Here is a 14,497-nt window from a genome sequence, read left to right as displayed (position 1 = left end):
GTCAGCGACGCGGGGCGGGCAATTGCAGGGAGAACCAGACCGCCTTGCCCTCCGCTGTCGGCAGCGTGCCCCAAGAGTTGGCGAGGGAGTCGACGAGAAGGAGGCCCCGGCCCGATTCCGCGTCCGGGGCGGCGAAGCGGGCCTGGGGAAGCACCGGGCTTCCGTCGCAGACCTCGACGCCCAACTCTCGACCGGCCTGCCGCAGCCGGAGCCGCAGCGGCCCGCTGCCGTGGCGGACGGCGTTGGAGAGCAACTCGGAGGCCAGCAGACACGCCGTCTCAGCCAGGTGTTCGTCGTCCTTGCCCCAGGCCGCCAGGGTGGCACGCAGGAAGCGGCGGCCTTCGGCCACACTGGTCGGTGCGGCGTCCAGGACGACGGCCCGCGAGGTGGCCGGGGTCTCGGGGATGCGCACGAGCAGCAGGGTGACATCGTCCGGGTTGTCGTCGGCGTCCGGGAGCAGATCGGCCAGCAACCGGTCCGCCACGGCCTCCAGCGACCCGGCCGTCGCGAGGCCCTTCTCCAGCGCTTCAGCGAGCCCGTCGACCTGCCCCTCGATGTCGCTGCCGGGTGTCTCCACCAGGCCGTCCGTGTAGAGCGCCAGCACGGAGCCCGCCCCGACCGCGTGGCGGCTCTCGTGGTGGGGTACCTCGCCGACCCCGAGCGGCACGCTCACCTCGACCGGCAACCGGTTCACCTCGCCGCCGGGAGCGGCCAGCAGGACAGGAAGATGCCCGGCCGAAGAGACGGTGATCTCAGCCGCGTCCGCGTCCACGACGAGGTAGCAGCAGGTGACGAACTGGTCCGGAAGTTCACTCACCACCGCGTCGAGAGCGCGCATCAGCTGCCAGGGTGGCATCCCGGTCTTCGCCAAGGCGTGCGAGGCGGACCGTAGCTGCCCCATGACAGCGGCCGCTTCCAGCCCGCGTCCCATCACGTCACCGATCATCACGCCGACCCGGCCGCCGCCCAGCGGGATCAGGTCGAACCAGTCCCCTCCCACTCCGGCCCCCTGCCGGGCGGGAAAGTAGCGGCTCGCGGTCGAAATGCCCGGCACGTCCGGCGGTGAGCCCATGAGGCTGCGCTGGAGCGTGAGAGCGACGTGGCGTTGCTGCTCGTAGAGCTGGGCGAGCATCTCCTCGGCCGCCTTGCGCTCCGTTACGTCGCGGATGGCCGCGGAGACGAGCGTCCCGTCGGGGGTCTCCAGGGGGCTCAGGCTGATCTCGACCGGGAACTCGCGCCCGTCCCGGCACAGGCCGTGCAGCTCAAGCCCCGCGCCCATGGGCCTGACCTGCCGGTTGACGAAGTAGCCGTCGCGGAACGCGGAGTGGTGGTCGCGGAACCGGTGGGGTACGAGCACCTCGACGGGCCGCCCCAGCAAATCCTCGCGGGCGTAACCGAAGAGCGCCTCGGTCTGCGCGTTGACCAGCTGGATGGTGCCGCTCTCGTCGACGATCACCATCGCGTCGGGGGCCGCCTCCAGCAGGGCCCGGAATCGTTCCTCGGCGGCCCGGCGCTCGCTGACGTCCCGCACGGCAGCTGAGATGAGCAGGCCCTCGGGGGTCTCCAGCGGGCTCAGGCTGATCTCCACAGGGAACTCACGCCCGTCGCGGCGCAATCCGTACAGTTCCAGCCCCGCCCCCATCGGGCGAACCTGGCGGCTGGCCGCGTAACCGAGCCGGTGGCGAGGATGCTGACCACGGAACCGCTCGGGCACCAGCACATCGATGGGGCGCCCCAGGAGTTCCTCTCGGGGGTAGCCGAACAGGGCCTCGGTCTGGGCATTGACCAGGCGGATCACCCCGGCGTCGTCCACGATCACCATCGCGTCTGGTGCCGCTTCCAGCAGAGCCCTGAAGGGCTCTTCTGTCGTCGCTGCCATGCTGAGCCTCGCACTCGCCGGATCCCGCAGAAGGCAGCATCCGACCACGCGGCCGAAAACCGCACCCCGGAATGACCGAGATCCGTCCACAATTGACCGCCTGTGAACGTGCCCGCCGTACGACTGCGAGGCCGACCCGAGAATCGCCCCCGGCGTCTTTCCTGCAGCCCTCGCGCCGCAGCGGGGCCAAGGGAGCCCTTCGGAACCCCATGAGGGGCGGGTCGGCCCAACAGCTCGGAGGGCCGTCGTAGCCCTTCACTTCGCCGTAGCGGGCGCCCTCCATCCAGTCGTGGCGGGCCTGTACGATCTCCGCATTGCTCCGGCCGATCCAGTTCCGGAACGCAACACGAGATATCCACCTTCGTGCAGGTCAGGAACGTACGGGACCCTCCGGCGTCAGCAAAAGGTCAGCATTGGCGCCCGAGGATTCCGCACCGCATGGCAACGAAGTCGCTCGCTGGTCGAAGTGCCCGCACGAATACACGGTTTGTTACCGCAGCGCGGCCGGTAAGCGGACCGGGGGGGGCCGGCTTATCCGCCCAGGGCAACAGCGAGCGCATCCAGAGATTTCACCGAGCGGTGACCACGATCTCGCGCTTGAGGATCTTTCCTGTGGGGCCCTTGGGGAGCTCGGCCGTGAAGGTGACGATCCGGGGGTACTTGTACGCTGCCACCCGGTCCTTGACGTACTCCCGGATCTCCTCGGCCGTGGCCTCGGCACCGGGCCGGAGCGTGATCACCGCTGCGATCTCCTCGCCGTGGAACGAGTGCGGCACGCCGACGACGGCGGCTTCGGCGACGGCCGGGTGCTCGTACAGCACCTCCTCGACTTCCCGCGGGTACACGTTGTAGCCACCGCGGATGATCAAGTCCTTCTTGCGGTCGACGATGAAGTAGAAGCCGTCCTCGTCGACGCGCGCCAGATCGCCGCTGTGGAACCACCCGTCGCGAACCGCCTCCGCCGTGGCCTCGGGGCGGTTCCAGTAGCCCGCCATGAGGTTCTCGCCGCGGATCGCGATCTCGCCGACCTCTCCCGAGGGCACCGCGCCGCCGCCCTCGGCGACGAGCTTCATCTCGACTCCGCGGACGGGCTGTCCGATCGAGCCCGCCTTGCGCGGGCGGTCCGGGTGGTTGAAGGCGGCGACCGGTGAGGTCTCGGAGAGTCCGTATCCCTCGAGGACGGTGACACCGAAGCGCTGCTCGAAGCCGTGCAGCACCTCGACCGGAAGCGAGGCGCCGCCCGAGACGGCCAGGCGCAGGGCGTGGGCATCGAAGCCTTCGGGGAGCTCGGCGTGGAGCAGCGCCGCGTACATCGTCGGCACGCCGAGGAACACGGTGACCCCGTCGCGGGCCATGATCTCCAGGGCGCGCTGCGGTTCGAACCGCGGCAGCAGGGTCAGTGTGGCGCCGGCTGCGACGGCCGTGTTGAGCGCGCACGTCTGGCCGAAGGCGTGGAAGAGGGGCAGGCCGCCGAAGAGCACGTCGTCAGGTCCCACCTGGAGCAGCGTCACGGCCGCGGTGGCGGTGTTGGTGGCCAGGTTCCGGTGGGACAGTTCGGCCCCCTTCGGCGTCCCGGTCGTGCCCGAGGTGTAGAGGATGAGGGCTGTGTCGTCGTCGGTGCGGTCGACGATGCCGGGCATCGGTTCGTGGGCCCGCAGCATGTCGTCGAAGGCCAAGGGCTCGGTCACCAGGCATTCGGTTCCGGTCTCGGCGGCGGCCTTCGCGACCTCGTCCGCGAACAGGGGGAACACCAGCGTGATCCGCGCCCCGCAGTCACGCAGGGTGAAGGCCACCTCACGGGCCTTGAGGAGCGGGTTCATCGGCACGACCACGCCGCCGGCCCGCAGGATGCCGTAGTAGACGACCGGGAACAGCGGCACGTTGGGCATGGTCAGCGCGATGCGGTCGCCGGGCTGGACGCCGCGGTCGCACAGGAGGGCGGCGACCCTGGCGCTCGCGTCGTCCAACTGGGCGTAGGTGAGCCTACTGTCGTCGTGGCGGACGGCCGTGCGATCGCCCTGGGCCGCGGCGGAGTCCACGAGGAACGTGGCAAGGTTGGTCATGTCGGCAATCTCCTTGGGTTCGTCTCGGCCTGCGACGAGGCAGCCCGAGGGCGGATCACGTCACGAGGGGTGACCCGCACGAGGGGTGACCCCGTCTCGAGCGCGGTCGATACCGGTGCTGTGCAGCCGGGCCGACCAGAGCCCCAGGGACGGCGCTTGAGTTCGGGCTGGTCGTGGCCCTCGAAGTCAGCTCGCGCTTGCATGATCCGTGCGGGTGTTCCGCCCCGCCGCAGCGACGGGCCCGAGCACGGCGCGTACAGCGGCTCGCCTGCGTCCGTCACACCGTTCATGCCCGCCTCCGTGCCGGCCTGCATTCACCGGGCCAGGGCGGTCGCCACGAGCGGACCGGGCGGGTGAACGGCGCCATGCTAGGTTGCCCACCATCGCCACGCTTGTCCTGGCGTGACATGAGACTTTTCTTTTCGGGACAGTCTTGGAGCGTGCAGATGAGGCCCCTGGTCCGCACCGCAGCCCTCAGCGGCTACGTCGAGCTGTGTCGCTCGCTCGGTTTCGACCCTCAGCCGCTGATGAAGCACGTGGGTCTGGACACCGCCGCCCTCGCGGTCCAGGACCGGTGGATCTCCGGCGCCGCCGTGGTCCAAGTGCTGGAACTGTCGGCAGCCGCCTCAGGGCACGAGGACTTCGGAGTGCGCATGGCGGAGTTCCGGCGCTTCTCCAACCTCGGCCCCATCAGCCTGGTCGTACGTGAGGAACCCGATGTGCGGAGCGCACTGGGGCTGTTGATCCGCCACCAGCACATGTACAACGAGGTTCTGGACACCCGGCTGTCCGAGGGGGACGGGCTGGCCACGTTGAAGGTCGACCTGCGTCTCGGTGAAGCAATGGACACCCGGCAGGCCATTGAACTGACCATCGCTGCCTACCACCGAATCCTGCGCGACTTCCTGCACACCCGGTGGCGGCCGCTCTCGGTGTGGTTCAGGCACCCTGCACCGGCGGACATCTCGACGCACCGGCGCACGTTCGGCCCCATCGTGGAGTTCGACCGCGAGTTCGACGGCATCGTCTTCTACGCGGGCGATCTCGACGCGCCCAACGCGATGGCGGATACGCTGCTGCGCGAGTACGCCCACCAGTACTTCCAGGCGATCACGGCGCCTAAGGACACCACCACCGCGAACCGGGTGCGTGACCTGATCGAGGTATTGCTGCCGACGGGGCGCTGCTCGGTCGAGCAGGTCGCCCGCAGCCTGGGCGTCGACCGGCGGACCGTCCACCGGCACCTGGCTTCCTCAGGCGAGACGTTCTCCTCGCTCCTGGGCGCCACCCGCAGGCACCTCGCGGAGCAGTTCGTCGCGAACCCGCGGCGCTCGCTCACGGAGATCTCCGACCTTTTGGGCTTCTCGTCTCTGAGCGGCTTCTCGCGCTGGTTCCACGAGCAGTTCGGGTGCAGCCCCAGGGCATGGCGCAGCGCCGGGAGCCGACGGCAACTCCCCGACCACGACTGACCCGCGGGCGGGACGGCCTCGGCGCAGCGTGCCCGTCCCGCTCGGCGCGGTGTCCCCAAATGGCAAATTATCTGTCCCCAAGGGGCAAGCGGCCACAGTTGCCCACCCCTACCTTGGCACCACCGCAGAGACGCGGTCGGCCACCGGACGGGAGCGGGCTCCCCTATGCGCGCTTCCTCCGGACCGGTCGATCTTACGAGGGCCCGCCGTGCGCCCGCTGTCCCCGGTGACCCGCATTCATCCTCGCCGGCATCCCAGCCCCTCGCATCGCACGCGGCGATGCTTCCGGCGAGTGATCACCGATCGCATGAAGGAGACGGACCGTGCATTTCCACGACGATTCACTTTTCCCGGAGAACCAGGAGAAGCTGGTGATCCAGGCCGCTCCCTACGGGCCGGAGTGGCTGCCCGGGGACGCCGACGACCTCCCCCTGACGATGGACGAGCACGTACAGGCAGCCGTGGAGTGCTACAACGCCGGCGCCACCGTTCTCCACATCCACGTACGAGAGCTCGACGGCAAGGGCTCCAAGCGGATGTCCATGTTCAACGAGCTGCTCGGCCGGCTGCGTCAGGCCGTGCCGGACATGGTCCTGCAGATCGGCGGCTCGATCTCGTTCGCTCCGGAGGACGAGGGCAGCGAGGCGAAGTGGCTGAGCTACGACACCCGCCACCTGCTGGCCGACCTCGACCCAGCGCCGGACCAGGTGACGATCGCGATCAACACCAGCCAGATGAACATCGTCGAGATCATGACCGACGAGGACCTGGCAGGCACCTCGATCGCGAAGCCCGAGTACTACAAGGCCTACCGCGACATGGTCGTCGAGGCGGGCCCCGATTTCTACCTGGAGCACCTGGAGCGCCTGCGCGAGAGCGGCATCCAGCCGCACTTCCAGCTCGCCACGCTGGCTCAGCTCGAGACCGTGGAGCGGCTCGTCCGTGCCGGTGTCCACACCGGCCCGCTGATCCTCAACTACGTGGCCATCGGCGGCGGTTTCGCTGGCCGGCACCCGGCAGACCTGATCGAGTTCGTCCGTCGGACCCCGGACGGGGCCGTCCTCACCATCGAGAGTTCCATGCGCGCCGTGGCGCCGATGAACGCCATCGGCATCGCGCTCGGTGTGCACGTGCGTGTGGGCAACGAGGACAACCTGTGGCGGCGCAAGGGCGAGCGCATGACCACTGTCGAGCAGATCGAGCAGATGGTGCAGATCTCCGAGACGCTCGGTCGCGACATCGCGACCGGCGCCGAGGCCAAGAAGATCTACAAGCTCGGCGAGTACTACTCCGGGGTCGACGAGACGCTGGCCCGTCTCGGCATGGTGCCGAACCGCCGTCCCGGTCAGCGCGGCCCCATGCTGCGCGTCGTCTGATCGCGGCACGGGACCACCGCCCCGCCGCGCGTCCGCGCGAACCCACGGGGCTCCGGGGGCTCCCGGGGCACGGGCGGTCCCGTCCTCTCTTCCCACCTCCCACGAACAACGGAGCACGCCCATGGCTCACGCCATTCGCTTCAAGGAGACCGGCGGTCCCGACGTCCTGCGCCGGGAAGAGGTCGTCGTCGGCGACCCCGGCCCGGGCGAGGTACGGATCCGGCACGAAGCCGTCGGACTCAACTTCGCCGACACCTATTTCCGCAGCGGCCTGTATCCCGCACCGCTGCCCGCCGGACTGGGCGTCGAGGCCGCCGGCGTGATCCAGGCGGTGGGCGAAGGCGTCACCCATGTCGCCGAGGGCGACCGGGTCACGTACACCGGAAGCCCGCTCGGCGCCTACAGCACGGAACGGGTCATGCCCGCCGGGTCCCTGATCCGGCTGCCGGACGGCATCCCCTTCGAGACCGCCGCCGCTATGACCATGCGCGGCCTCACCTCCGCCTACCTGTTGCGCAGGATCCACCCGCTGGAGGCCGGGGACACGATCCTGCTGACCGCAGCGGCGGGTGGTGTCGGCCTGATCGTCTGCCAGTGGGCCAAGCTGCTCGGGCTGACCGTCATCGGCACCGTCTCCACCGAGGAGAAGGCCGACCTCGCCCGTGCCCACGGCTGCGACCACGTCATCCACTACCAGCGCGAGAACGTGGCCGAGCGGGTACGCGAACTGACGGACGGCGCCGGCGTCCCGGTCGCTTTCGACAGCATCGGCAGGGCCACCTACGCCGCCTCGCTGGCCTCGCTCCGGCGTCGCGGTCTGCTGGTCTGTTTCGGTACGGCGTCCGGGCCGGTACCGCCCATCGACGCCATGCAACTGGCGCTCAGCGGTTCTCTGTTCGTCACCCGCCCTGCTCTCGCCGACTACATCGCCGACCCGGCGGAGCGAGCGGCGCTGGCGGGTGAGCTCTTCGACCACGTCGCCTCCGGCCGCATCGCCATCGAGATCAACCAGCGCTACGCGCTCGACGACGCCGTACGGGCGCACCGCGAGCTGGAGTCGGGACGGACCACGGGATCGTCCGTCTTCGTCCTCTGAGCCCCTGCCGCATCAAGCGCATCTCCACCCTCTCCAGGAGGAAGCACCATGGAAAAGACTGTCGCTTCGCTGGAAGGCGCACCCGCGTCGGTGCGCGCCCACTCCCCCGGCTCGATCAAGATCGAACCGCTGACCTGTACCATCGGCGCCGAACTCTCCGGAGTAAGCCTCGGCGACGCGGTGCGCGACGACGACCTGTTCGCCGAGATCAAGGCCCTGCTCCTGCAGTACAAGGTGCTGTTCCTGCGTGAACAGGACATCACGCGAGCCGAACACGTCGCCTTCGCCGAGCGCCTCGGCCCGCTGGAGGACCACCCGGTGGCCGGCAGCGACCCCGACAACCCCGGCCTGGTACGGATCTACAAGGATCTGGACAGCCCGCCGGAGCACTACGAGAACGCGCTGCACACCGACGGCACCTGGCGTGAGAACCCGTCCATGGGCGCCGTGCTGCGCTGCATCGAGTCACCCCCGGTGGGCGGTGACACGATCTGGGTCAACATGGCCGAGGCCCACCGCCGGCTGCCGGAGCACATCAAGACACAGATCCAGGGGCTGCGGGCCCGGCACAGCATCGAGGCCACCTTCGGTGCCGTGATGCCCCAGGCCAAACGTCACGCGCTGGGGGCACAGTTCCCCGACGCGGAGCACCCGGTGGTGCGCACCCACCCTGAGACGGGCGAACAGATCCTCTTCGTCAACGCCTTCACCACGCACTTCGTCAACTACCACACGCCCGAGAACGTGCGCTTCGGGATCGACTACGCCCCTGGCGCGGCCCTCCTGCTGAACTACCTGATCAGCCAGGCCGCCGTCCCCGAGTACCAGGTGCGCTGGCGCTGGACGCCGAACAGCGTCGCCATCTGGGACAACCGCTCCACCCAGCACTACGCCGTCCAGGACTACTGGCCCGCCGTGCGCAAGATGGAGCGCGCCGGAATCGTCGGCGACAGACCGTTCTGACCCTTTCCCTTTCCGCCAAGAGCAGTTGAGGTGATGACAATGGGGTTTCTCACCACTGCGGTACCCGCCCCGGGCAGAACCGGTTCCGGTTCCTCGGAGTGGCCCGTGTCCCGGCGCTACGCCTGGGTGGTCTTTGCACTGAGTTTCGGACTCCTGCTCTCGGACTACATGTCCCGGCAGGTCCTCAACGCTGTCTTCCCGATGCTGAAGGCCGACTGGCTGCTCTCGGACGCCCAACTGGGTTCCCTCAGCGGCATTGTGGCGCTGGCGGTCGGTCTGCTCACCCTCCCGCTCTCGCTGCTGGCCGACCGATGGGGCAGGGTGAGATCCTTGGTCATCGCGGCCGCGATGTGGAGCCTGGCGACCCTGGGCTGTGCGGTGGCGGCGAGCTACGACCAGATGTTCGTCGGCCGGCTCTTCGTCGGCATCGGTGAGGCCGCTTACGGCAGTGTCGGCATCGCCGTGGTCCTCAGTGTCTTCCCGCGCGCCCTGCGGGCGACGCTCTCCGGGGCCTTCATCGCCGGCGGGGCCTTCGGCTCGGTCCTGGGCATATCCATCGGCGGCGCCGTGGCCCAGGCGTACGGCTGGCGCTGGGCGTTCGGCGTGATGGGCGTCTTCGGCCTGGTGCTCGCGGGCATCTACGCCGTGGTGGTCACGGAGAAGCGGCTGGCCCCGCGGCAGGATCCGGCGGAGGGCGGGGCAGGTGCGGATGAACGCGACCGTCTCCGCGTGCTCCTCCCGCGGCTGTTCTCGTCCGTCTCGGTGATCAGCGCCTACATCGGCAGCGGTCTGCAGCTGTTCGTCGCGGGCGCCCTGATCGCCTGGCTGCCCAGCTACTTCAACCGCTACTACAGCATGCCCACCGCGAAGGCCGGGGCTACCGCAGGGCTCTTCGCCCTGATGATCGGAATCGGCATGATCGCCGGCGGCATCGCCTCGGACCGGATCAGCCGACGCGCCCCGGTCCGCAAGTGGGCCGTCGCCATCAGCTGCAGCGTGGGCTCCCTCCTCCTGCTGATGACCGCGTTCCGTCTGCCGGCCGGCCCCGTACAGCTGTTGATGCTGGCGCTGGGAGCCCTGCTGTGCGCCGGAACGGCCGGGCCGGGGGCCGCCATGGTGGCGAACCTGACCCCCGCGGCCATCGCCGCGACGGCGTTCGCCACGCTCACGCTGGCCCAGAGCCTGCTCGGACTCGCCCCCGGCCCCGCGGTCACGGGGATGCTCGCAGACCGGGTCGGTCTGCTGGGCGCGTTCCAGCTCGTCCCGCTCGTGGCGATCGGGGCCACCGCGGCGTTCCTGATCGGCCGCCACTTCTACGACCGTGACGTACGCCGTCTGACCGGGGTCGCCCCGGTGGCGGAGCCGCAGAAGACGGAGGTGTCCTCATGAGCCGTACCACCGAGACGGTGGTCGTGATCGTCCCCGGCTTGCGCGACCACGTCGAGGAGCACTGGCAGACCCTGTTGGCGGACCGGCTCACCGAGGCGGGGCGCAGCGTCCGCATCGTTCCCACGCTGACGCAGGACAGACTGGGCTGCGAGGCAGGCGTCGCCGCACTGGACAAGGTGATGGTGCAGATCGCGGGGCCCGTCGTAGTGGTTGCCCACAGCGCCGGTGTGATCACCACCGTCCACTGGGCCCGGCGGCACCCGGCGCAGGTACGGGTGCAGGGGGCGCTGCTGGTGACGCCGCCGGACCTCGAGCAGCCGTTGCCGGAGGGCTACCCCACCCCCGACGTGCTCGACGGGAACGGCTGGATCCCGGTGCCCCGCTCACCGCTGCCCTTCCCCAGCATCGTCGCGGCCAGCTCGAACGACCCACTGGGCACCGTCGAGCGAGTCGCCGAGCTGGCCCGGAACTGGGGAAGCCGTCTTGTGGAACTCGGTGATGTCGGCCACCTCAACCCCACCTCGGGCCATGGCCGGTGGCCGCGCGCGGAAGAACTGCTCCGCGCGCTCGAAGACGGCTGACCCGCGGCGCAACACCCGCGAAGCGCAACGATGAACACCCGGCACCAACGCCGACCTGCTGTCGCCTCCAGGTCAGCGCACCCGTCCGCATCCGAGCCCCGTCTCAGCAGCCCGCTCAGCCCGCGGAAGGTCCGGCCGCCCCGTACCGGACGCTTCAGTCCCTCACCGTCCCCGTGATGACCTGGCGCGACGCATGGACGTGTCCGGCAGCCGACCGGCTCGGCTATGCCCTCATCGCCGACTTCCAAGCCCCCACCGCGAGGCGCAACGCGCGGCGCGGGCCGGGAGCCGTGTTGGGCCGTCCGGGTCACAGACCGACGCGCAGAAACGATCAGGTGTGCGGCGCGGCCGAACAATCGTGCCGGAGCACACAAGGATCAAGAGGCCGAGATCATCTTTCTTCGAAGGAGAAGCAGCATGGCTGTGCGCTCCCGTCTTGCCGGAACGGCCGTGGGGCAGTCCTTGCGGGTAATCGGTGCACGACGGGCTCGGACCGCTGCTGATTCCCTTTGAATCCGAATGAGAAGGACCTCATGAGCAGCAGCGGCGACATCCAAGCACCCTCCGGGCTCCTGGCCGACATCAGGCACCGATCCGACGGCGACCACCAGGTGTTCGGCATCCACCTGCGGTGGCAGATCGGTGACAACCAGCCCGACCACGGAACCTGGCCGCCGCCGGCGGACTGGAACGAAGGTGACGCTCCATACCCGCGGGTCTACGAGGTGTGGATCAACGGTGAGGCACGGCAGACGGTGTTTCTCCACTGGCCGGCCTGGGACTGGCACCCGTCCAACTCCCACTGGGTGGACCTGGGGGAGGAGCCCGACGCCGAATACCGGGTGAAGATCCGGGCCAAGGTCGACGGCTCGTTCACCGCGTTCACCAACGAGGTCACCGTGGCCGCGGGTGCCGCGGTGGCCTGGTCCGCGCCTCAGAAGTCCCGGGGCTCACAGTCCGGCGCCGCCCCTTCTCCTCGTCACGGCACGATGAATCACCCGCGCAGCCGGGCCGCTGCCGCGATCAGGGACGAGGACCAGTCTCCGATCTGTGCGAAGGCCCGGGCCGAGAACACCAGCACCACCTGGCAGGAGGTGCTGCCGGGGGCCGACCGGATGCTGGCCGACTACCCCTGGAACCACGCCCTGCGCTACCTGGAGTACCGAAAGTTCTTCGAGGGCGGCACCGTCGCGTCGACCGGGAACCCGGCGTTCGCAGGTCTCGACCTGGCTCCTAGCGCGGATCTCGGCGACTGGCCCACGACCCGGCTGGACACCTCCGCCGAAACCCACACGTTCTCGTACGACTACATGGCCTACCACACGGACGAGACCTGGTCGCACCGCTGGTTCATCACCCGCGAGGGGTGGGATCCCCGCGGCGGACTCTCGTGGGAGAACCTGGAGCCCGTGCCGTTCCTGGTCGAGGTCCAGGGGGCCCCGCGGGAGGAGGATTCCACCCAATGGGAGTTCGCCACCCTCCCGACCCTGAGCGGGCGGGCCGCGATCGTGCATGTCTGGGGCGGTCACGGCGGCCCGGACACCCCTGACGGCGGCAACGGCGGCAAGACCGGCGAGTTCTTCCTGTCCGTGTGCGACGTGGTGTTCCACTGACGCCTTCCGGATCCGCGCCCGTCAGGAGTCGCGGAGCCGGTGAGAGTCCATGAGCGGGGCGGCCGCGCGAAGCCACGGCCGCCCTCTCGCGTCACCCCGCGCCGAGGCGCTGCGCCGTGCCATGGCCGACCAACGCGTCCGCCGGCACCGCACCGGCCTGCCCGAGATCGCCAACTGGTGCGACCGAACTGAGCGCACGTCCGATGGCCGGCGCTCGCCGTCAGCGACGCGGGGAGGGAAGTGGCAGGGAGAACCAGACCGCCTTGCCCTCCGCGGTGGGTACTGTGCCCCAGGATTTGGCGAGGGAGTCGACGAGGAGCAGGCCTCGGCCCGATTCCGCGTCCGGGGCGGCGAAGCGGGCTTGGGGCAGCGAGTGCAGCGCGGACGTGTGCGTGGCCACCTCGTCCCCGGCCGGAGCCTCCGGCGGCCTGGGGCGCTTCGAGCGCACCCAGCACCTGAGCTCCAAACCACAGATCGAGGTCTCGGGGGACACGGCGGTCACCCATTGCCCCGTCCAGGCTCCGCACGTGCCCAAGGAGAACCCGAAGACCGACTACTGCTCGTTCTCGGGTGGTACGACAACAAGCTGCGGAGCGAGAATGGCGCCTGGAAGTTCACCGAGGTCGTGCTGACCACCGTGTGGAAGAACAAGGAAGTGTCCGACCCGTCACACTGACGCCGGGCCCGGACAGCGGTGCTGTCTCGTAACGGCTGCCGGGAGGGAAACACAGAGGGAGCCCGGCACGCGCCGAGCTCCCTCAGGTGGATGCGGTGTGGCCCTGGGCGCCACTCAATGTAGTGGGGTGGGCATTGAGGCGACTTGGATTCCGGTGGCTTTGTGCGTCGCAGCGAAGGTGTCGGCCTGACCTCCCTCCTTCATCCTTACCCGGTCCATGGCGTAGTCCGTGCGCACGCCTCGGGCAGCTGCTTGCACAGCGGAATACTCACCTGGCGGCGCAGGGAGCTCTCCGGCCCGGCTATCGGAGACGGTCGACCCGGGTTGCCGATGACCGGCGGCCCCGGTAACGGGCGGCCGCGGAGAGGAAGGCGTCGTTCTCCTCCGGCAGACCGACGGTGACGCGGACGCCGTCGCCGGGGAAGGCCCGGACGAGCACGCCGCGGCGGGCGCAGAAGTCGGCGAAATCGCCGGCCTCCTCCCCCAGCGGCAGCCATACGAAGTTGGCCTGCGAAGGGGTCACCGAGTGGCCGTCGCGGGTCAACAGGAACTGCAGACGCTGCCGTTCGCGGACGATCGCCGCGGAGCGCGAGCGCACCTCCTCGGGGCGGTCGAGTGCGGCGAGGGCGGCGGCCTGGGCGAGCCTGCTGACCGCGAAGGGGACGGCCACCTTGTGGACGGCGGACACCACGGCCGGCGCGGCCACGCAGTAGCCGATGCGCACGCCGGCAAGCCCGTACGCCTTCGAGAAGGTGCGCAGCACGGCCACGTTCGGGCGGTGCCGGGCCAGTGCGATGCCGTCGGGCACGTCGGGATCGTCGACGAACTCCCGGTACGCCTCGTCGAGTACGACCAGGACCCGGTCGGGGAGGCGGTCGAGGAAGTCGCGCAGTTCGCGGCCCCGGACCGCGGTCCCGGTGGGGTTGTTGGGGTTGCAGACGAAGACGACGCGGGTGTCGCGGGTGACGGCGGCGAGCATCGCCTCCAGGTCGTGCCTGTGTCCGGCGTCCAGGGGGACGGTGCGGGCGCGTACTCCGGCGACCCTGGCGAAGACCGGATAGGCGTCGAAGGACCGCCAGGCGCACAGGACTTCGTCGCCCGGGCCGCAGAACGCCTGGATGAGGTCGCGGCAGAGGCTCACCGACCCGCAGCCGACGGTGATCCCCTCCTCGGGGACGGCCAGGTCGTCGGCCAGGCGGCCGACCAGGGTGTCGGAGAACCACTGCGGGTAGCGGTGGCCTTCGACGGCGGCGCGGGTGATGGCCTCGATGACGGCGGGCGGGGGCGGCAGCGGCCCCTCGTTGGAGTTGAGCACGATGGCGTCGGGCGCCGTGCCGGGAATGTTGTAGTCGGGCACGGCGGCCAGGTCGGCTCTGATGGCAACACCCATGG

Annotated in this window: 11 protein-coding genes and 1 pseudogene; 7 read left to right on the top strand and 5 right to left on the bottom strand. The window is 69.8% G+C overall.

Annotated features, from left to right (window positions below):
• Position 1: 1 nt before the first annotated feature.
• The 3 genes and pseudogenes from ACWGIF_RS00990 to ACWGIF_RS00980 all read right to left on the bottom strand — a co-directional run bounded on the left by ACWGIF_RS00990 (position 2) and on the right by ACWGIF_RS00980 (position 3,942).
• The gene (locus ACWGIF_RS00990) at positions 2–1,879 is read right to left on the bottom strand and encodes a PAS domain S-box protein (protein ID WP_453488999.1); all 1,878 of its coding nucleotides are present in this window, start codon (positions 1,877–1,879) and stop codon (positions 2–4) included.
• Positions 1,880–2,114: 235 nt separating this feature from the next.
• Positions 2,115–2,225 (bottom strand): annotated as a pseudogene (locus ACWGIF_RS00985) (pirin family protein); the annotation flags it as partial.
• A 223-nt stretch (positions 2,226–2,448) separates the two neighbouring features.
• A complete protein-coding gene (locus ACWGIF_RS00980; RefSeq protein ID WP_453488996.1) occupies positions 2,449–3,942 on the bottom strand; it encodes a long-chain-fatty-acid--CoA ligase in 1,494 nt (497 codons plus the stop codon).
• A gap of 446 nt (positions 3,943–4,388) precedes the next feature.
• Between ACWGIF_RS00980 and ACWGIF_RS00975 the strand changes: the two genes are divergently transcribed.
• The 7 genes from ACWGIF_RS00975 (at position 4,389) to ACWGIF_RS00945 (ending at position 12,429) form a co-directional block, all read left to right on the top strand.
• The gene (locus ACWGIF_RS00975) at positions 4,389–5,411 is read left to right on the top strand and encodes an AraC family transcriptional regulator (RefSeq protein WP_453489147.1); all 1,023 of its coding nucleotides are present in this window, start codon (positions 4,389–4,391) and stop codon (positions 5,409–5,411) included.
• Positions 5,412–5,734: 323 nt separating this feature from the next.
• Complete coding sequence (locus tag ACWGIF_RS00970; protein ID WP_453488993.1) at positions 5,735–6,787, top strand: 3-keto-5-aminohexanoate cleavage protein; 1,053 nt, start codon at positions 5,735–5,737, stop codon at positions 6,785–6,787.
• A gap of 121 nt (positions 6,788–6,908) precedes the next feature.
• Complete coding sequence (locus ACWGIF_RS00965) at positions 6,909–7,883, top strand: quinone oxidoreductase family protein (protein ID WP_453488990.1); 975 nt, start codon at positions 6,909–6,911, stop codon at positions 7,881–7,883.
• A gap of 48 nt (positions 7,884–7,931) precedes the next feature.
• The gene (locus ACWGIF_RS00960) at positions 7,932–8,846 is read left to right on the top strand and encodes a TauD/TfdA dioxygenase family protein (protein ID WP_453488987.1); all 915 of its coding nucleotides are present in this window, start codon (positions 7,932–7,934) and stop codon (positions 8,844–8,846) included.
• Positions 8,847–8,951: 105 nt separating this feature from the next.
• Complete coding sequence (locus ACWGIF_RS00955; RefSeq protein WP_453488984.1) at positions 8,952–10,235, top strand: MFS transporter; 1,284 nt, start codon at positions 8,952–8,954, stop codon at positions 10,233–10,235.
• On the top strand, positions 10,232–10,816 hold the full coding sequence (locus ACWGIF_RS00950; protein ID WP_453488981.1) for an RBBP9/YdeN family alpha/beta hydrolase: 585 nt from the start codon (positions 10,232–10,234) through the stop codon (positions 10,814–10,816). Before ACWGIF_RS00955 ends, ACWGIF_RS00950 begins: the two co-directional genes overlap by 4 nt.
• Before the next feature lie 533 nt (positions 10,817–11,349).
• Positions 11,350–12,429 (top strand): lytic polysaccharide monooxygenase auxiliary activity family 9 protein, encoded by a 1,080-nt coding sequence (locus ACWGIF_RS00945; RefSeq protein WP_453488978.1) that lies wholly within the window; start codon positions 11,350–11,352, stop codon positions 12,427–12,429.
• A gap of 220 nt (positions 12,430–12,649) precedes the next feature.
• Here the strand turns inward: ACWGIF_RS00945 and ACWGIF_RS00940 are convergent, their stop codons facing one another.
• On the bottom strand, positions 12,650–12,931 hold the full coding sequence (locus tag ACWGIF_RS00940) for an ATP-binding protein (protein ID WP_453488975.1): 282 nt from the start codon (positions 12,929–12,931) through the stop codon (positions 12,650–12,652).
• A 475-nt stretch (positions 12,932–13,406) separates the two neighbouring features.
• Positions 13,407–14,495: a histidinol-phosphate transaminase gene (gene hisC, locus ACWGIF_RS00935; protein WP_453488973.1), complete on the bottom strand. Its 1,089-nt coding sequence runs from the start codon at positions 14,493–14,495 to the stop codon at positions 13,407–13,409.
• Positions 14,496–14,497 lie beyond the last annotated feature (2 nt).

It is taken from the genome of Streptomyces sp. NPDC054849 (assembly GCF_053610945.1).
The sequence above is the reverse complement of the archived record's forward strand: the minus strand, read 5'-3'. Positions and strand labels throughout refer to the sequence as shown.

Excerpts from the sequence above, each read along its gene's own strand:
- ACWGIF_RS00980 (WP_453488996.1), bottom strand. The coding sequence starts at position 3,942 with ATGACCAACCTTGCCACGTTCCTCGTGGACTCCGCCGCGGCCCAGGGC.
- ACWGIF_RS00950 (WP_453488981.1), top strand. The coding sequence starts at position 10,232 with ATGAGCCGTACCACCGAGACGGTGGTCGTGATCGTCCCCGGCTTGCGC.
- ACWGIF_RS00975 (WP_453489147.1), top strand. The coding sequence starts at position 4,389 with ATGAGGCCCCTGGTCCGCACCGCAGCCCTCAGCGGCTACGTCGAGCTG.
- ACWGIF_RS00945 (WP_453488978.1), top strand. The coding sequence starts at position 11,350 with ATGAGCAGCAGCGGCGACATCCAAGCACCCTCCGGGCTCCTGGCCGAC.
- ACWGIF_RS00960 (WP_453488987.1), top strand. The coding sequence starts at position 7,932 with ATGGAAAAGACTGTCGCTTCGCTGGAAGGCGCACCCGCGTCGGTGCGC.
- ACWGIF_RS00990 (WP_453488999.1), bottom strand. The coding sequence starts at position 1,879 with ATGGCAGCGACGACAGAAGAGCCCTTCAGGGCTCTGCTGGAAGCGGCA.
- hisC (WP_453488973.1), bottom strand. The coding sequence starts at position 14,495 with ATGGGTGTTGCCATCAGAGCCGACCTGGCCGCCGTGCCCGACTACAAC.
- ACWGIF_RS00965 (WP_453488990.1), top strand. The coding sequence starts at position 6,909 with ATGGCTCACGCCATTCGCTTCAAGGAGACCGGCGGTCCCGACGTCCTG.